The following is a 17524-nucleotide window of genomic DNA, read 5'->3' as shown; positions in this document are numbered from 1 at the left end:
CCGCTTTTCGGGCGTGTTTCACTGGGCATGAGACATGCCTTCATTCATGCTGCGTCGGCGAATCCTGAGGCCGGCGCGGGCAGATCGCGCGAAAACCGCGCAGGATCGTCGCGAAAGGCTAGAAGGCGGGGATGGTCGATCTCTTCAGCATGTTCCGTCGGCGCCCCGCCAAACGCGGCCGGCCAGGATTTGCGCGCCAGGACATCACCGCGCTCGGTGACAGCGTCGGCGGCCTCGTGGCCAGCCCAGTCAGGGACGCGCCGTCGATCGCCCGGAACCAGCCGATGCATGCGCCCGATCAGTTCCAAGGCGACTATGAGGCCGAGCCGCCCCGGGCCCAGGCGGTTCATCCCGTGAGGGCTGCCGGCAGGGCCAACGGTTCCGGCGGGCCTCAGCTCTTGAAGCGGCCGGGCTTCCTGGCTGTGCATAGCGTGGAAAAGAGTTTTGGCAGCCGCCAAGTCGTGCGCGGCGTCAGCATCTATGTGCGCCGCGGCGAAGCGGTCGGCCTGCTCGGGCCCAACGGCGCCGGCAAGACCACCGTGTTCTACATGATCACCGGCCTGATCAAGGCCGATCGCGGCGCCATCGAGCTCGACGGCCACGACGTCACCAAGCTGCCGATGTATCAGCGCGCACGGCTCGGCATCGGCTATCTGCCGCAGGAAGCCTCGATCTTCCGCGGTCTCACCGTCGAGCAGAACATCCGCGCCGTGCTCGAAGTGGTCGAGCCCTCGCGCAAGAAGCGCGAGCAGCAGCTCGACTCGCTGCTCGACGAATTCAACATCACGCGCCTGCGGAAATCGCCGTCGATCGCGCTGTCCGGCGGTGAGCGGCGCCGCGTCGAGATCGCGCGCGCGCTGGCGACGCGTCCGAACTACATGCTGCTCGACGAGCCCTTTGCCGGCATCGATCCGATCGCGGTCGGCGACATCCAGGACCTTGTCCGCCATCTCACCAACCGCGGCATCGGCGTGCTGATCACCGACCACAATGTGCGCGAGACGCTCGGCCTCACCGATCGCGCCTACATCGTCTATGCCGGGGAAATCCTGACCGAGGGCAGCCCGGATGAGATCGTCGCCGATCCGGACGTGCGCCGCCTTTACCTTGGCGAGGAATTCCGCCTCTAGCCCGTTTTTCCATTTCGTCAAGACGTGTACATCGGGCTCGGACTAAGATAAGCAAAAATCGGACCAACTTTTTGGGATCGGTTCTTGCTTCATGGCGCTTTCGCAGAGATTAGAGTTCCGGCAATCGCAGTCGCTAGTCATGACGCCGCAGTTGATGCAGGCGATCAAGCTGCTGCAATTGTCCAACCTCGATCTCACGACGTTCGTCGAAGAGGAACTCGAGCGTAACCCGTTGCTGGAACGGGCCAACGACGAGCCGCCCGTGGGCGAGGGCCCGGCCGAGACCGGCCAGTTCAACGACAGCGATGGCGGCCACAACGACGAGCCGGGCGGCGGCCCGGGCGAAGCCTTCGAGCCCGGCCAGGAAGAGTGGATGAGCAAGGATCTCGGCACCCGCGCCGAGATCGAGCAGACCATGGACACCGGGCTGGACAACGTCTTCTCCGAGGAACCCGCCGAAGCGGCCGCGCGCAACTCCCAGGATGCGGCGCCGACCACCTATACCGAATGGGGCGGCGGCGCCTCCGGTGACGAGGACTACAATCTCGAAGCCTTCGTCGCCGCGGAGACCACGCTCGGCGACCATCTCGCCGAGCAGCTCTCGGTTGCCTTCACCGGCGCAGCGCAGCGCATGATCGGCCAGTATTTGATCGACCTCGTCGACGAGGCCGGCTATCTGCCCCCGGATCTCGGCCAGGCCGCCGAACGGCTGGGCGCATCGCAGCAGGATGTCGAGAACGTTCTTGCCGTGCTGCAAAAATTCGATCCGCCCGGCGTCTGCGCGCGCAATTTGAGCGAATGCCTGGCGATCCAGCTCCGCGAGCTCGACCGCTACGATCCCGCGATGCAGGCCCTGGTCGAGCATCTCGATCTCCTCGCCAAGCGCGACGTCGCGGCCTTGCGCAAGCTCTGCGGCGTCGACGACGAGGACATCGCCGACATGATCGGCGAGATCCGCCGGCTCAATCCCAAGCCCGGCATGAAGTTCGGTACAGCCCGGCTCCAGACCATGGTGCCCGATGTCTATGTCCGCCCGGGCCCCGATGGCGGCTGGCATGTCGAGCTCAACAGCGACACCTTGCCGCGCGTGCTGGTCAACCAGACCTACTATTCGCAGCTCTCGAAGAAGATCGGCAAGGACGGCGACAAATCGTATTTCACCGACGCGCTTCAGAACGCGACCTGGCTGGTGCGTGCGCTCGACCAGCGCGCTCGCACCATCCTGAAAGTCGCAACCGAGATCGTGCGCCAGCAGGACGGCTTCTTCACCCATGGCGTGGCGCATCTGCGACCGCTGAATCTGAAGGCCGTCGCCGACGCCATCCAGATGCATGAATCCACGGTGTCGCGCGTCACCGCCAACAAATACATGGCGACCAATCGCGGCACGTTCGAGCTGAAATATTTCTTCACGGCCTCGATCGCCTCGGCCGATGGCGGCGAGGCGCATTCGGCCGAAGCCGTGCGTCACCACATCAAGCTGCTGATCGATGCGGAGGCGCCGTCCGCGATCCTGTCCGACGACACCATCGTGGAACGCTTGCGCGGCTCGGGCATTGATATCGCCCGCCGCACGGTCGCGAAGTACCGCGAAGCCATGCGCATTCCTTCCTCGGTGCAACGCCGTCGCGACAAGCAGAGCGCTCTTGGTAACGTCCTCTCCACCGCCATGGCCGATCGCTCCCGCAATCCCGAACCGGCCTGATTGCGTCGGCGCCAAATCGCGCTACTCTCGATCCGCTATCGGGCCCGATCCTGGCCAGGCACGAACCAAGCGAGGTTCACATGACTCTCCGCATCTCGGGAAAGAGCGTCAACGTCGGCGAGGCCCTGCGCGGCCGCGTCACCGACCGGACTGAAGAGGTCCTGCGCAAATATTTCGACGGTAATTATTCCGGCCACATCACGCTGAGCAAGGACGGCTTCGGCTTCCGCACCGACTGTGCGCTGCATCTTGATTCGGGAATTACGCTTGAGGCCGATTCGAACGCACCGGATGCCTATGCCAGTGCCGACCAGGCGCTGCTGATGATCGAGAAGCGGCTCAAGCGCTACAAGAGCCGGCTCAAGGACCGCTCCGCCCGCAAGGCCCATGTCGCCTCCGCGGCGTTGGCCGCCATGGATGCCACCAGCTACGTGCTGGAGGCGCCGGGCGAAGGTGAGGACGAGGACGAAATCACCGGCTACAGCCCCGTCATCATCGCCGAGGCCACCACCTCGCTGAAGCCGCTGTCCGTCAGCGAAGCAGTCATGGAACTCGACCTCAGCGGGGCGCCCTGCCTGGTGTTTCAGCACGGCTCCTCGGGCCGGGTGAACATCATTTACCGCCGGGCCGACGGCAATGTCGGCTGGATCGACCCCCCGGGGGTCAAGGCGGACGGCAAGGTGGCTGGCAAGGCCTGAGGCTGTCGGACGACGCCCCTGCGGCCCGGCGCGGGGGCTCCTTTCCGCCTTAACAATGACCGGGGCAAAGCTGCACGCGGGAGTTGGCACCGGGATTGCGTTGGAGTAGAAGCCCCCCACATCAGGGGCGAGCTAAGTCCGCCTCCTGCTTCATCTTCTTGACGTCGGCCCGCCCAGGTTCTTTGTCCAGGCTGGCCAATTCGGAACCTGACGTTTTCATTCACCTCGGAAGACTTCCATGCCGATTACCGATCTGGTCGCGCCCGAGGCGATTCTCCCGGCATTGAAGGTCAACAGCAAGAAGCAGGCGCTTCAGGAACTCGCGGCCAAGGCCGCCGAGCTGACCGGGCAGAACGAGCGTTCCGTGTTCGAGGTGCTCCTGCAACGCGAGAAGCTCGGCACCACCGCTGTCGGCTACGGCGTCGCCATTCCCCACGGCAAGCTGCCCAAGCTGGAAAAGATCTTCGGACTGTTCGCGCGCCTCGATCGTCCGATCGATTTCGAATCGATGGACGGCCAGCCGGTCGATCTCGTCTTCCTGCTGCTCGCCCCCGAAGGCGCCGGCGCCGATCATTTGAAGGCACTAGCCCGCATCGCCCGCCTGCTGCGCGACCAGGACATCGCGAAAAAACTCCGCGCCTCGCGCGATGCCCAGGCGATCTATTCGGTGCTCGCGCTGCCGCCGGCGACTGCGGCGTAAAGCGTCTCCGCGTCCGGGACACGAGAGCTGGGCACGCCTTAGCCTCACACTCCGTCATTGCGAGGAGCAAAGCGACGAAGCAATCCAGAATTTCTCCGGGGAGAGATTCTGGATTGCTTCGCTTCGCTCGCAATGACGTGGGGATTGCAGCGATCCGTCGTCGAAATAAAAACGGGCACGCCTTCCTTCGAAGGCATGCCCGCTTGAAACTCTATTCGTGCGACGCGCGCGTGCTCAGTGCACGCTCACCGCTTGCAGCTCGTTGCTCCAGGCGTTGGCGATCGCGGCTTCGCGGCTGTCGGTCAGCATGATCGGCGTGCCATCGGCGGCGTGGAGCGCGAAGAGCTTGAGGCCCGGCGCGATCTTCGGCGCTTCGGGAAACAGGCCCGGCACATCCTCAGAGCGGATCTGCTTCACATAGGCGATATGGCCTTCGCCGAGGGTTGCCAGCGTCTCGGGCGAGACGTTCTTGGCTTCGTATTCGAACGCAACGTGACCTTCACTCATGGTCTCGACTCCTTCACAGAAACTAAGCGGTCGAGTCCGCTACTCGTTCCATTATTCGTGCTCATTGATAGCGATTGTCTTAACGATCCTCTCCGGTTCCGGCCGGGCAAGATCGATCGCCAGCAATCCGTTCTTCAGATCCGCACCCAGCACCAGCATCCCCTCCGCCAGCACGAAAGTGCGCTGGAAGTGGCGCGCGGCAATGCCGCGATGGATGTATTGCCGGGTCTTGTCGTCCTGCTGCCGTCCGCGAATGACGAGCTGGTTTTCCTCAATGGTTACATCGAGTTGGTCGCGGGTGAATCCGGCGACCGCCAGCGTGATCCGCAACCGCTCGGGCTGGCCCTCCGATCGGTCGCACCTCTCGATATTGTAGGGAGGGTAACCGTCGGCGCCTTTGACGACCCGATCGAGCACGCGCTCGATCTCGTCGAAGCCCAGAAGGAACGGACTGGAAAGCGTGGGAACACGAGACATAGTTTACAAAGTCCTCTCGAAGCGACTTTGGTGCATCAGGGCCCGTACAGGCACCCCTTGATCAGCAATATGGGCATATCCGCTTGTAGGTTCAAGGACGTAGCCGGGGCTGTGGATTGGCAGCTCACCCACTCTGCCATGCACAAATGCCGACTTGTCGTCATGGCGCGAAACGCCTGCGACAAGCCCGGCACGACGAAATTGCGGCGCGATTTTTCTCAACGAAAACAAACCCCCTTCTACTGTGTGCATGCATGGGGTTGTTTTCGCGTTTTTTAATCGGCGGCCCCGTGGAACCCGGTCAGGCCTCGAGCCGCGTCCGGCCGTCGCCGCTGAACAGATGCAGCTTTTGGCGCATCGCTGCGACGCGGATCTTCGCGCCGATCGGCGGCGCCTCGGAGCCGGGAATGCGGACGATGACCTCGCCGGGCGGCAGTTCGCCGGGATTGGCGGCGATGCGCTGCTCGTCCTGAGCCCGCGTGCCGTAGACGAAGGTTTCGGCGCCGACGCGCTCGATCGCTTCCACGGTGAGGGGCAAGGCAACACCGCCGGCCGGGGTCTGGTCGGTGATGACGAAGTCTTCCGGGCGGATGCCGAGGATGCCGGCGTTAGTGCTGCCGAGCTGCGATTTGATTTCATCGGCGCGAATCGACATCAGGTTCATCGGCGGCGCGCCGATAAAGGAGGCGACGAAGGTCGTCGCCGGCTTCTCGTAGATCGCGAGCGGATTTCCGACCTGCTCGACCTGGCCGCCATTCATCACCACGAGAATGTCGGCGAGCGTCATCGCCTCCAGCTGGTCGTGGGTGACGTAGATCGACGTGGTGTTGAGCCGGCGCTGCAATTTGCGGATCTCGACCCGCATCGCGATGCGGAGTTTTGCGTCGAGGTTGGACAGCGGCTCGTCGAACAGAAACACTTTTGGCTGACGCACGATGGCGCGGCCCATGGCGACACGCTGGCGCTGGCCGCCGGAGAGCTGGCGCGGCTTGCGCTCCAGCATCGAGGTGAGCTCGAGCACGCGCGCGGCTTCGTCGACGCGGCTCTTGACCTCGGCCTCCTTCATGCCGCGGTTGCGCAGGCCGTAGGCCATGTTGTTGAAGACGCTCATATGCGGATAGAGCGCGTAATTCTGGAACACCATCGCGATGTCGCGGTCGGCAGGCTCGATCTGGTTGACGATGCGGCCGCCGATGTCGATCTCACCGCCGGTGACGGTCTCGAGGCCTGCGACCATGCGCAGCAATGTCGACTTGCCGCAGCCGGAGGGACCGACCAGCACGCAGAACTGGCCGTCGCCGACATCGACGTTGACGCCCTTGATGGCCTCGAAGCCGCCGGGATAGGTCTTGCGGACGTTGCGCAGAGTGACGTTAGCCATGGGATTTACTTTTCCGTCTCCACGAGTCCGCGCACGAACAATTTCTGCATTACGACGACGACGAACACCGGCGGCAGCATCGCGAGCACGGCGGTCGCCATCACGATCGGCCATTCGGTCAGCGCGTCAGTGGTGGTGATCATCTTGCGGATGCCGACCTGGATGGTCTGCATGTCGTCGCGGGTGGTGATCAGCAGCGGCCAGAGATATTGATTCCAGCCGAGGATGAAGAGGATCACGAACAGCGCCGCCATGTTGGTGCGCGACAACGGCAGCAGCGTGTCCCAGAAGAAGCGCAGGGGACCGGCGCCGTCGATGCGCGAGGCCTCCAGCAGCTCGTCCGGCACCGTCATGAAGAACTGGCGGAACAGCAGCGTCGCGGTGGCCGAGGCGATCAGCGGCAGCGACAGGCCCGCATAGCTGTCGAGCATGTGCAGATCTGCGACGATCTTGTAGGTCGGATAGATGCGGACCTCGACCGGCAGCATCAGCGTGATGAAGATGATCCAGAAGATCGGCATCCGGAACGGAAAGCGGAAATAGACGATCGCGTAGGCCGAGATGATCGAGATTGCGATCTTGCCGACCGCGATCAGCAAGGCCATCACCAGCGAGTTCAGCATCATGTTGCCGACGGGCTCGCGGGTCGATCCGCTCGTGCCGACGAAAATGGTCTGGTAGTAAACCTCGAAGAAATGACCGCCCGGCAGCAGTGACATCTGTCCGTTGGCGATCAGCGCGTTGTCCTGGGTCGAAGCGACGAACGCGATGTAGACGGGGAAAGCGACGATCGCGATCCCGATCCAGAGGATGATATGGGCGATGTAGCGCCGGAAGCCCTCTTCCTCGACCATCAGTAGGTCACCTTGCGTTCGACGAACCGGAACTGGATTCCGGTGAGCACGATGACCATGACCATCAGGATCACCGACTGCGCCGCCGAGCTGCCGAGATTGCCGCCAAGCAGGCCGTCGGAATAGACCTTGTAGACCAGCGTGACCGTCGACGTTCCGGGTCCGCCGCGGGTCATCGTGTCGATGATGCCGAACGTGTCGAAGAAGGCGTAGACGATGTTGACCACCAGCAGGAAGAAGATGGTCGGCGACAGCAGCGGGAAGGTCACGGTCCAGAACCGCCGCATCGGGCGTGCGCCGTCGATCGCGGCGGCCTCGAACACGCTCTTCGGGATCGCCTGCAGGCCGGCGAGAAAGAACAGGAAATTATAGGAGATCTGTTTCCACGCGGCGGCGAGGATGATCAGCGCCGCGGCCTGATCGCCGTCGAGCAGCGGATTCCAGTCGACGCCCATGTTGCGAAGATAACGCGATAGCACGCCGAGCGAGGGATGCAGCATGAAGATCCAGAGCACGCCGACCACGGGCGGCGCCACCGCATAGGGCCAGATCAGGAGCGTGCGGTAGAGCATCGAGCCACGCAGCGGCTTGTCCGCCATCACGGCGAGCAGCAGCGCAAAGGACAGCGACGAGACGGCGATCGCGAACGAGAAGAAGAACGTTCGGACGATCGCCTCGAAATAGGCCGCGTCCTTGAACAGCTCGATGTAATTCTCGAACCAGACAAAGGTGGTCGACAGACCGAAGGCGTCCTGGAGCAGGAAGGACTGGATCACCGCCTGCAGGGCCGGCCAATAGAAGAAAATCAGGACGATCGCGAGCTGCGGCGCAACCAGCGCGTACGGTAACAGCCTTGACTGGAAAATGGCTTGCTTTTGCATGATGCCAGCAGAGCGGCAGGCCGGGTCGCGGCCTGCCGCTCATTGCCTCACTTGACGGCGGTCTTTTCGAACTGCCGCAGCATCGTGTTGCCGCGCTCGACGGCGGAATCCAGCGCCTGCTTGGCGGTCTTCTTGCCGGCCAGCGCCTGCTCGATCTCTTCCGACCAGACGTCACGGAGCTGCACCATGTTGCCGAGGCGCAGACCGCGCGAGTTCTCGGTCGGCTCCTTGTTGGTCAGCTCGAGCAGCGGCGTTTCGAGATAGGGCTGATCCTTGTAGAAGCCCTCTTCCTTCGCCTTGGCATAGGCCGCCTTGGTGATCGGCAGATAGCCCGAGGCCTTGTGGATATAGACTTGGCGATCGGTGTCCGAGAGGAAGGTCAGGAACTTCGCGACGCCCTTGTATTCCTCGGCCGACTTGCCGCCCATCACCCAGAGCGAAGCGCCGCCGATGATCGAGTTCTGCGGCGCGCCCTTGACGTCGGGATAATACGGCATCGGCACGGCGGTGAAGTTGAACTTGGCCTGCGCCTTGACGTTGCCGAAGAACGCCGACGAGGTCAGGTAGATCGGGCATTCGCCGGAGGTGAAGCGGCCTTCGCCGGTGTTGGTGCGGCCGGCGTAGTCATAGGTCTTGGTCTTCTGCAGCTCGACAAGGGTTTCGAGATGCTTGACCTGAAGCGGTCCGTTGAACTCGAGCACGGTGTCAAAGCCGTCGAGGCCGTTGGCCTTGCTGGCGAGCGGCACGTTGTGCCAGGCCGAGAGCTGCTCGAGATTGACCCATGTGACCCAGGAGCCGGAGAAGCCGCAGGTGTCGTGACCCGCAGCCTTCAGCTTCTTGGCGGCCTCGAACGTTTCGGGCCAGGTCTTCGGAATCTCCACGTTCGCCTTCTTCAGCTCGTCGAGGTTCACCCACATCACAGTCGAGGACGAGTTGAAGGGGAATGAGAGCATCTCGCCCTTCGACGTCGAATAATAGCCGGTGATGGCGGGCAGGTAGATCTTGGGATCGAACTTCTCGCCGGCGTCGGCCATCAGCTTGTAGACGGGCTTCACGGCGCCGGTCGCGGCCATCATGGTCGCGGTGCCGACTTCGAACACCTGCATGATGTGCGGGGCGTTGCCGGCGCGGAACGCCGCGATGCCCGCGTTCATCGTATCGGGATAGTTGCCCTTGTAGGTCGGGATCACCTTGTAGTCGCTCTGCGACGCGTTGAAGTCGGTGGCGAGCTTGACGATGACGTCGTTGTTGGCGCCGGTCATCGCGTGCCACCACTGGATTTCGGTCGCGGCCAAGGCCGGCGAGGCCGATAGTCCAACCGTGAGCGCAATAGCGGCAGCCGCTCCAAAGTGTCTAAGAGCCATCAAGTAAACCTCCCTTGGCCGTTCTCTTGGGCCGTCAAAAATGATCGCTTGCGCTAGCAGCGCCATATGACGTTCACATGACTGTGTAAGCGGCCGAAACGAAAGCGGCAAGCGCGGCAAAAGGGAAGCCGTCAAATAGGCGAATGCCGCGAGCGGCGTCCTCCGTTCGCGGTGCAGCATTCGGGAGTGATGGATTGGTCGCTACGTCTTCAGCAGAATAGTGAGGCAGACGATCGTCCCGCGGGCTTCGAAACCTCTCCCGCAAAGGCAAGCGGGAGAGGTTGCAGCGAGCCCGCGGTTAGAATCTCGCCCGCCTGATCCGCACGTAAAGCGCGCCCTCGCCGCCATGGCCGATACCGGCTTCCTCAAAGCCGACCACAAAAGCCCGGAATTCCGGCAGGCTCAGCCATTCCGGCACCTGGCGGCGCAGCACGCCGCTTTCGCCGCCGCTACGGCCCTTGCCGGTGATGACGAGCACGAAGGTCAGGCCGTCATGATGGGCGCGGTGCAGGAATCCGGTCAGAGCGCGATGGGCGCGCATCTGGGTCATGCCGTGCAGATCGAGCCGCGCCTCGATCTCGCTGCGCCCGCGCGACAGTTTTGTCCGCTCGCGCTTGCCGAGCGGCGCGAGCGGCGGCACCGCAGGCTTCGCTGCACGCGGTGCCGGGGCAGCGGCAATCGGACGTGGCGAGGACGCAAGCCGCGTGGCGGGCGCTGTGGGGGAAGGCTCAGTGCGCGGCGCAGCTTGCGCCTTCACCGCACGAGGCTTCCTCAGCGGCTTGACCTGCTTTGCGACCGTATCCCACAGCGCGCGCTCTTCTTCGCTCAGCGCGCGACGGCGCGGCGAGGGACGAGGCTCCAGCACGGGCGGACGGGACGATCGCTTCATTGCTGCCGATGGGAACGATTTTTCACCGGCCGCCGCGGCTCCTGAACCGGCTCGATCACGGGACGCGGCACCGGCAGCGGGACTGGACCGGCGACAGCGACCGTCTCGCTCCTGCTTTGCGCCTCGGCTGCCGCCGGCTTGTCCTTCGCGGGCTCTGTTTGCGGAAACAGCTTCGCGATCTTCTCCGACGGCCGCGGGTCCGGCACCGGCAGCCGCGCGGCACGCGCCGTCGGATCGAGACCCTTCGGCACCAGCATCACGAAATGCATGGCATGGCGCAGACGCCCGGAGACGCGGCCGGCCTCCTGGCCCGCGCCGAAATAGAGATCGGCGCGCGCCGGACCGATGATGGCCGAGCCGGTGTCCTGCGCGATCATCAACCGATGGAACGGCGTCTTCGCGAGTTCGGAATCGATCGGCAGCTCGCCTTCGATGAAAAACGGCGTGCCGTAGACGTGGAGCGATTTGTCCACCGCGATCGAACGGCCGGCCGTCAGCGGAATGCCCTGCGCGCCGACGGCCTCCTCCTTGTCGGACAGATTGACCTCGCGGAAGAAGATGTAGGAGCGGTTCTGGCGCCGCAGCTCCTTGGCACCGTCTGGTGTCTGCGCCATCCACTCCCTGATCTTCTGCATCGACATCTCTTCCTTCGGAATGATGCCGCGCTCGATCAGGATGCGACCGACCGCTGTATAGGGATAGCCGTTATAGGCGTCGTAGTTGAGCCGGACCGTGCCGCCATCGTCGAACTTGATCCGCGCCGAGCCCTGGATTTGGGCGAACAGCAGATCGGTCGGGTCCTTCAGCCAGGCAATCTCGAGTCCGCGGCCGGCGATCTTGCCGTCCTCGATCTCGGCGCGGTCGTAATAGGGGACCAGCTTGCGGCGGCCGATCTTGCGATAGACCGGGCCCTTGTTGGGCAGGCTGACCGAATCCTGCTTGTAGCCGCGCACGAACAGGTTCGACGGGCGGCGATAGACCGGGACGTTGTAGACGTCGGTCTGCGTGCGCGATCCCTCCAGCACCGGCTCGTAATAGCCGGTGACGAAACCATCCGGCTCGCCGAGGCGAGAGATCCGTAGCGGCGCAAAATTTTCCTCGAAAAAGGTTTTGGCCCTGGCGTCGTCGGTAAGCTCGAGCGATTTGGCGACCCGGCAGGGTTCGGCCAGAGAGGCGCCCAAAGCCTTCGGTTCGGGAGCGCCGGTCTGGGCGCTGATCGGACGGCAGCTCGCGCGAAAGGTCTTGTAGGCGGCGAGATGATTGTCGTCGCTCCAGCCCTTCACGTCGGCCCAGGCCAGCGGCAGATATTGCGCGCCGGGAATTTCGAACGGCAGGGGAAGCTGCGGATACGGCAAGGCGCGCGGCGGCGCGGCAGGCAATTCCGGGAGATGATGGTGATGGCTGCGATAGTGGCGCCGCGCCGCCTCGGCGCCAAGTGAAAACGACGACAGCGCGACGGCACCTGCGCAGAGCGCCGTCGCGCTGGTCTTCAGGAAAGCCTTAATTCGCGCTTCCGGTGCCAACCAGCTTCCAGTTCGGATCGCGAGAGGTGATGTCGCGGGCGAAAGTCCAGATGTCGGTGATGTCAGCGACGGTGTCGGCGCTGCCATCGACGATGTTGCCGGCCTTGTCACGCGTGGCCGAGATCATCTGCGAGACGAAGCGGATCGTGAGCTGGGCGGTGCGGTCGCGCAGCTCGGCGCCGACCAGCTCGGCCTTGTCGATCGAGACAAAGCGCGTCTCGGTCTTCTGCTCGTTCTTCTCACGCTCCTTGATCGCGGCATCGAAGCTTTCATAGACCTCCGACGACAGCAGGTCGCGCAGCGCGCGGCGGTCGCCATTGGCAAAGGCCAGCACGATCATCTCATAGGCGCCGCGGGCGCCGGAGATGAAATGGCGCGGATCGAAGGTGGAATCCTTTTCGACGATGGAATCGAGACCCTGGGCGAGCACGGTGCCCGGCTCGGTCAGGCCCTTCCAGCGGTCGGAGGGCGGGGCCGGCTCGGCCGTCGGCGCCAACGGAGCCTGGTCGATGACCTTGCCCGGCATGGTGACGACGTTCTTGTCCTGGGCACCCTGGAGCGCGTTACGGTCGAACGGCGGCCGCTCGTTGCCGGTGCGCTGCCCCAGCACGCTGCGCAGCCTCAGAAAGATGAAGACCGCCAGCGCCAGGAAGATGATGGTGTAGATGTCCACGTCGTATTCGCTTTCTGGTCGTCTGTAGAAGGGGCCGTCTCGAAAGGGTCGTGCCGGGAAAATCGATCCGGCCAGTAGACCGTTCCATACCGGAACGGCAAGTCCACATCACCATTTCGGGTCCGCGCGTCAGGTCCGTGGGATGTAGGCACGAAATCTTGCCCGGCCAATGGCGCCTTTTGGCACAGCACCGAGTGTAGCGCGTTTTATGCTTAAGGGGAAACCCGATCCTGGCCGGAAATCGCGCATCTTCAATCGTTTAAGGCGCAGTTGCGCTGGATCGGCGGGATGAACGCCGCAGTTGTGGCCGTGGCCGGAATTCCCCATCCGGGACCGTTCGTCCTTGTGGAACGAGGTAGCCCTATGTTAGCCAACCGCCGCGAAATTCAGCCCAATCGGGTAAGGAGACACTCTTATGACCAACGGTAACGGCACCCCTCCCGAGGCGGCCCAGGCTCCCCAGCTCAACGTCCTGGCGCAATATACCAAGGACCTCTCGTTCGAAAATCCGAATGCGCCCAGCTCGCTCCAGCAGCAGAGCCAACCGCCCCAGATCAACATCCAGATCAATGTGAGCGCCAACAACCTCAGCGAACAGGAGTTCGAGGTGACCCTGTCGGTCGAGGGCAAGGCCGAGACCGCCGGCAAGATCATGTTCTCGTTCGAGCTCGCTTATGCCGGCGTGTTCCGCATCTCCAACGTGCCGAAGGACAATTTGCATCCGCTGGTCATGATCGAATGCCCGCGCCTGCTGTTCCCGTTCGCCCGTGAGATCATCGCCACGGCCGTGCGCGACGGCGGGTTCCCGCCTTTGATGCTGGACCCGGTCGACTTCGTCGGCCTCTATCGTCAGAACATGGAGCGGCAAATGGCCGCTCAGCCGAGCGGTCAGGCCTAACCAGCCGAAGCGACAGCTGGAGCGGGCAAGAACTCGTTCCAGATCGCCTTGTCGCCGAGCGTTGCGATGAAGGCCCGGTGGGCCTCGCGCTCGGCGTCTGAAATCCGCGGCGCGAGCGGCGCTGGCCGCTGCCGCCGTGGCGCATCAGCAGCCCCGTTGGCGCGAGTCTCCTCGGATTCCGAGGCCAGCAGCAGCTGCGATTGCCGCGCCCCGACCAGATCCACATAGACTTCCGCAAGCAACTCGGCGTCGAGCAACGCGCCGTGCTTGGTGCGGCGTGAATTGTCGATCGCATAGCGCGAGCAGAGATCGTCGAGCCGGTTCGACACGCCGGGATGCTTACGCCGTGCCAGCAGCAGCGTATCGACCAGCCGCTCACGCGGGATCGCCGGGCGCTTGATCCGGTCGAGCTCGGCATTGATGAAGCTGATGTCGAACGAGGCATTGTGGATCACCAGCGGCGCATCGCCGACGAACTCCAGAAAATCGTCGACGACCTCGTGAAACAGCTGCTTTGTCGCCAGGAACTCGGCCGACAGCCCGTGCACCGCGAAGGCTTCTGCCGGCATGTCCCTTTCGGGATTGATATAGACGTGGAAACTCTGCCCCGTCGGCATGCGATTGAGCATCTCGACGCAGCCGATTTCGACCAGGCGGTCTCCCCGCAGCGGGTCGAGGCCGGTGGTTTCTGTGTCGAGAACGATTTCGCGCATGATCTGAGAAGCCGTGTCAGGCGCCGAATCAGGCGCGCCGCTGCGGCATCTTAACGACCTCCGCCAGGATGTGCGCGATTTGGGCGCGCACTGGATCGAGCCCGTGGGACGTATCCACCACGAAATCGGCACGCCTGCGCTTTTCCGCGTCCGGTGTCTGCTTGGCGATGATGGCGTCGAGCTTGGCCTCGTCCATCGTGCCGCGCGCCAGCACCCGCTCGCGCTGCAGTTCCGGAGACGTCGTCACCACGACTACGGCATCGACCCGCGTCTCGCCCCCAGTCTCGAACAGCAGTGGAATGTCCAGCACCACGACGGGCGCCTTGGCGGCTTCGGCGTCGGCGAAGAATTTTTTCCGGGAAGCGCCCAGCATCGGATGGACGATCTGCTCCAGCTGCTTGATGGCCGCAGCATCGTGCACCACACGCGCCGACAGTTTCGACCGATCGACCTTGCCGTTCGCGGTGGTGCCGGGGAAGGCGGCCTCGATCGCGGGCGCAGCCTCGCCCTCATAGAGCTGATGGACGGCGGCATCGGCATCGTAGACAGGGACGCCAGCCTCCGCGAATAATTTCGCGGTGGTGGATTTTCCCATCCCGATCGAGCCGGTCAGTCCCAGGATTCGCATCAGCGCCCAGCCATCTCTGCCAATCACACCGCAACTAGCCGCTCGCGCCGCAGGAACGCAAGCAGCGGCAGCAGCGGCAAGCCGAGAATGGTGAAGTGGTCGCCCTCGATACGCTCGAACAAATGGATACCCAGGCTTTCGAGCTGATAACCGCCGACGCTGGTGGTGACGGCATCGCCGGCGGCGTCGAGATAGGCCGAAAGCTCGGCATCGGTCATCTGCCGCATGGTGAGGCGGGCGACCGAGACGTCCTCGAAGATGATCTCACCATTACGTGCTATCGCCACGGCAGAATTCAGCTCATGGCTGTGTCCGGAGAGATCGCGCAGTTGCGCCAGCGCCTGGGCGCGGCCCGCAGGCTTGTTGAAGATGCGATCGCCAAGCGCCAGCGTTTGATCCGCACCGATGACGGTGCTTCCAGCGTGATGAGCCGAGACCGCCTTGGCCTTTTCGCGCGCCAGCAGCAAGGCAATCTCGCGCGGACCAGACAGCCCGGAGGCGGCCTGGATCGCGCGCTCGTCGATATCAGCCGTGATCGCCTTGAACTCGAGCCCGGCATTGGCCAGCAGCATCTTTCGCGCGCTGCTCTGCGACGCCAGGATCAACGCAGATTTGCCGAGCCACAGACCCATCGCGAAACTATTCCCAAAGCTATTCAGAAGGCCGGTTACGCTGGCGATCGCTGTAGAGTTTCATGATCGCCGCGGCGGTTTCCTCGATCGAGCGCCGCGTGACGTCGAGCAGCGGCCAATCGTGCTTGGCGCTCAGCTTGCGGGCAAATGCGACCTCTTCGGCGACCGACTGCTTGTCCGTGTAGGTGTCGCCGCTGGAATCGGCGCCCATGGAGAGCAGGCGGTTCGTGCGCACCTGGATCAAGCGTTCCGGCGTCGCATGCAAGCTCACCACCAGCGGTCGCGTCAACGTTTCCAACTGCGACGGCACCGGAATGCCTGGAACCAGCGGCACGTTGGCGGTGCGGATGCCACGGTTGGCAAGATAGATCGATGTCGGGGTCTTGGAGGTGCGGGAGACACCGACGAGCACCACGTCCGCGTCGTCGAGCCCTTCGACATGCTGACCGTCATCATGGATCATCGTGTAGTTCAGCGCGTCGATGCGCTTGAAGTATTCGGCGTTGAGCACGTGCTGGGCACCGACCCGGCCGGTCGTGGCGGCTCCGAGATACGCCTCGAACAATTGCATCACCGGGCCGATGATCGACAGGCTCGGAACATTGATCCCCTTGCACTTGTCCTCGAGCCTGGCGACCAGATCCTTCTCGAGCAACGTGAACAGCACGATTCCCGGCGCTTCCTCGATCTCGTCGAGCACGCGATCGAGCTGTTTCTGACTGCGCACCAGCGGATAGACGTGCTCGACCGGGGTCACGTTGGCGTACTGGGCGGCAACGGCCCGCGCGACCGTGATCAGCGTCTCACCGGTGGAATCGGACACGAGGTGCAGATGGAAATAATTGTTCGAGGTCGGCACAAAAGCCCTTTGTATGAAACCGGTTTGGTTTGTGGATTTCTGTGGACCTTAACCCCTCGGAAAGGGATGCGCGACACCGGGGGCGGGACAAGTGCCAATTTTCTTCACACCACTGCCCGTGAGAACAAGTTCGGCGCCCCGTCGAAAGGGAAACGGGATTGTGCCGATAACCCTCTTGATAAGCTGCCGACAGAAACGCGCAAGCCTTTGAAGCTGACCGCCTTATCGAGGGCGGCCAGAGTGATCAGGGATATGTTGATGGATGTGAACAAGCGCGTGTGAACGGGCGGACGGAAATGTGTGAGTCCAATTCACCGTCACATAGACTCAAACCTTAAGAATCTAAGATTCTTATTGGAGAAGGGCGCTACGGACGGATATGTGTGCAGGCAAGACCTTAACGAGTTCTTACTATCCCCAGCGTTCCCCGCGGCTGGGCAGGAATCCGGATCCCAGACATGTTTGAAGACGTCTATCTCTGGATCAAGGCGCTGCATGTGATCGCCGTCATCTCCTGGATGGCGGGCATGCTCTATCTGCCACGGCTGTTCGTTTATCATTGCGAGGCCGACATCGGCTCGAAGCAGTCGGAAACGTTCAAGATCATGGAACGGCGGCTGTTCAAGGCCATCATCAACCCCGCCATGATCGTGACCTGGCTCGCCGGGCTCTATCTCGCCTGGGCTGGCCATTGGTTCAGCTTCGGCTGGCTGCACGTAAAACTGGCACTGGTCCTCGCGATGTCCGCGGTCCACGGCTTTTTTTCGCGCTGGCTGAAGGATTTCGCCGCGGATCGGCGCCCCCGGAGCCAGAAATTTTATCGGATTATCAACGAGGTACCCACTGCCCTGATGATTCTGATCGTCATCATGGTGATCGTGAAGCCGTTCTAGGCAGGGGTCGCGAACAATCGCTCAGTGCTTCTGCTTGCGGAGTGAGAGGCGATTTTCTATATTAGCAATATCCCACCCAACGCAGGCGGATGTGGTCGTGTCTGAGCTTTCCAGAGGCC

20 protein-coding genes are annotated in these 17524 nt (G+C 63.1%); 7 read left to right on the top strand and 13 right to left on the bottom strand.

The annotated features are described in order from the left end of the window. Positions 1–131 precede the first annotated feature (131 nt). The 4 genes from lptB (at position 132) to ptsN (ending at position 4233) form a co-directional block, all read left to right on the top strand. Positions 132–1130 carry an LPS export ABC transporter ATP-binding protein gene (gene lptB / locus AC0L30_RS30655; RefSeq protein WP_354200321.1) on the top strand — a complete coding sequence of 333 codons (999 nt, stop codon included), beginning with the start codon at positions 132–134 and terminating at the stop codon, positions 1128–1130. A gap of 91 nt (positions 1131–1221) precedes the next feature. Further along, positions 1222–2835 carry an RNA polymerase factor sigma-54 gene (rpoN, locus tag AC0L30_RS30650; protein WP_473405906.1) on the top strand — a complete coding sequence of 538 codons (1614 nt, stop codon included), beginning with the start codon at positions 1222–1224 and terminating at the stop codon, positions 2833–2835. A gap of 80 nt (positions 2836–2915) precedes the next feature. Then, the gene (hpf, locus tag AC0L30_RS30645; RefSeq protein WP_007598572.1) at positions 2916–3533 is read left to right on the top strand and encodes a ribosome hibernation-promoting factor, HPF/YfiA family; all 618 of its coding nucleotides are present in this window, start codon (positions 2916–2918) and stop codon (positions 3531–3533) included. 238 nt (positions 3534–3771) lie between these two features. After that, positions 3772–4233: a PTS IIA-like nitrogen regulatory protein PtsN gene (gene ptsN / locus AC0L30_RS30640; protein ID WP_027514736.1), complete on the top strand. Its 462-nt coding sequence runs from the start codon at positions 3772–3774 to the stop codon at positions 4231–4233. A 234-nt stretch (positions 4234–4467) separates the two neighbouring features. On the opposite strand, the gene AC0L30_RS30635 is transcribed toward ptsN, so the two are convergent. The 9 genes from AC0L30_RS30635 to AC0L30_RS30595 all read right to left on the bottom strand — a co-directional run bounded on the left by AC0L30_RS30635 (position 4468) and on the right by AC0L30_RS30595 (position 12782). Further along, the gene (locus tag AC0L30_RS30635) at positions 4468–4740 is read right to left on the bottom strand and encodes a BQ00720 family protein (protein WP_007598581.1); all 273 of its coding nucleotides are present in this window, start codon (positions 4738–4740) and stop codon (positions 4468–4470) included. A 51-nt stretch (positions 4741–4791) separates the two neighbouring features. Beyond that, complete coding sequence (locus AC0L30_RS30630; RefSeq protein WP_007598583.1) at positions 4792–5217, bottom strand: Hsp20 family protein; 426 nt, start codon at positions 5215–5217, stop codon at positions 4792–4794. A gap of 301 nt (positions 5218–5518) precedes the next feature. Continuing rightward, positions 5519–6598, bottom strand: a complete 1080-nt coding sequence (locus AC0L30_RS30625; RefSeq protein ID WP_473405905.1) for a sn-glycerol-3-phosphate import ATP-binding protein UgpC — start codon at positions 6596–6598, stop codon at positions 5519–5521. Positions 6599–6603: 5 nt separating this feature from the next. Then, the gene (ugpE, locus tag AC0L30_RS30620; RefSeq protein ID WP_007598587.1) at positions 6604–7452 is read right to left on the bottom strand and encodes a sn-glycerol-3-phosphate ABC transporter permease UgpE; all 849 of its coding nucleotides are present in this window, start codon (positions 7450–7452) and stop codon (positions 6604–6606) included. Continuing rightward, a complete protein-coding gene (gene ugpA / locus AC0L30_RS30615; protein WP_473405904.1) occupies positions 7452–8333 on the bottom strand; it encodes a sn-glycerol-3-phosphate ABC transporter permease UgpA in 882 nt (293 codons plus the stop codon). The genes ugpE and ugpA overlap by 1 nt, the downstream gene beginning before the upstream one ends. A gap of 47 nt (positions 8334–8380) precedes the next feature. Further along, entirely contained in the window at positions 8381–9697 is a 1317-nt protein-coding gene (gene ugpB, locus AC0L30_RS30610; protein ID WP_219681901.1) for a sn-glycerol-3-phosphate ABC transporter substrate-binding protein UgpB, read from the bottom strand. A 298-nt stretch (positions 9698–9995) separates the two neighbouring features. Then, positions 9996–10586, bottom strand: a complete 591-nt coding sequence (locus AC0L30_RS30605; protein WP_473405903.1) for a Smr/MutS family protein — start codon at positions 10584–10586, stop codon at positions 9996–9998. Next, positions 10583–12109, bottom strand: a complete 1527-nt coding sequence (gene mltA / locus AC0L30_RS30600) for a murein transglycosylase A (RefSeq protein WP_473405902.1) — start codon at positions 12107–12109, stop codon at positions 10583–10585. The genes AC0L30_RS30605 and mltA overlap by 4 nt, the downstream gene beginning before the upstream one ends. Then, the gene (locus AC0L30_RS30595) at positions 12087–12782 is read right to left on the bottom strand and encodes a Tim44/TimA family putative adaptor protein (RefSeq protein ID WP_007598593.1); all 696 of its coding nucleotides are present in this window, start codon (positions 12780–12782) and stop codon (positions 12087–12089) included. The genes mltA and AC0L30_RS30595 overlap by 23 nt, the downstream gene beginning before the upstream one ends. A 415-nt stretch (positions 12783–13197) precedes the next feature. On the opposite strand from AC0L30_RS30595, the gene secB reads away from it, so the two are divergent. Next, positions 13198–13680: a protein-export chaperone SecB gene (gene secB / locus AC0L30_RS30590; RefSeq protein WP_007598595.1), complete on the top strand. Its 483-nt coding sequence runs from the start codon at positions 13198–13200 to the stop codon at positions 13678–13680. Here the strand turns inward: secB and dnaQ are convergent. From dnaQ to AC0L30_RS30570, 4 genes are read right to left on the bottom strand one after another with little or no spacing between them, the layout of a single operon-like run. After that, positions 13677–14393 carry a DNA polymerase III subunit epsilon gene (dnaQ, locus tag AC0L30_RS30585; RefSeq protein WP_354168466.1) on the bottom strand — a complete coding sequence of 239 codons (717 nt, stop codon included), beginning with the start codon at positions 14391–14393 and terminating at the stop codon, positions 13677–13679. The genes secB and dnaQ overlap by 4 nt on opposite strands. Positions 14394–14421: 28 nt before the next feature. Continuing rightward, positions 14422–15021, bottom strand: a complete 600-nt coding sequence (coaE, locus tag AC0L30_RS30580) for a dephospho-CoA kinase (RefSeq protein WP_007598603.1) — start codon at positions 15019–15021, stop codon at positions 14422–14424. 23 nt (positions 15022–15044) lie between these two features. Beyond that, positions 15045–15653 (bottom strand): Maf family protein, encoded by a 609-nt coding sequence (locus AC0L30_RS30575; RefSeq protein ID WP_473405901.1) that lies wholly within the window; start codon positions 15651–15653, stop codon positions 15045–15047. 19 nt (positions 15654–15672) lie between these two features. After that, positions 15673–16512, bottom strand: a complete 840-nt coding sequence (locus AC0L30_RS30570) for a pyruvate, water dikinase regulatory protein (RefSeq protein ID WP_007598606.1) — start codon at positions 16510–16512, stop codon at positions 15673–15675. 66 nt (positions 16513–16578) lie between these two features. Between AC0L30_RS30570 and AC0L30_RS30565 the strand changes: the two genes are divergently transcribed. After that, positions 16579–16794: a hypothetical protein gene (locus tag AC0L30_RS30565; protein ID WP_007598608.1), complete on the top strand. Its 216-nt coding sequence runs from the start codon at positions 16579–16581 to the stop codon at positions 16792–16794. A 176-nt stretch (positions 16795–16970) separates the two neighbouring features. Continuing rightward, complete coding sequence (gene hemJ / locus AC0L30_RS30560) at positions 16971–17405, top strand: protoporphyrinogen oxidase HemJ (RefSeq protein ID WP_473365422.1); 435 nt, start codon at positions 16971–16973, stop codon at positions 17403–17405. Positions 17406–17524: the final 119 nt, after the last annotated feature.

The sequence above is a fragment of the Bradyrhizobium sp. MI1.11 genome (assembly GCF_055811255.1).
This window is presented reverse-complemented; position numbering and strand designations above follow the sequence as displayed.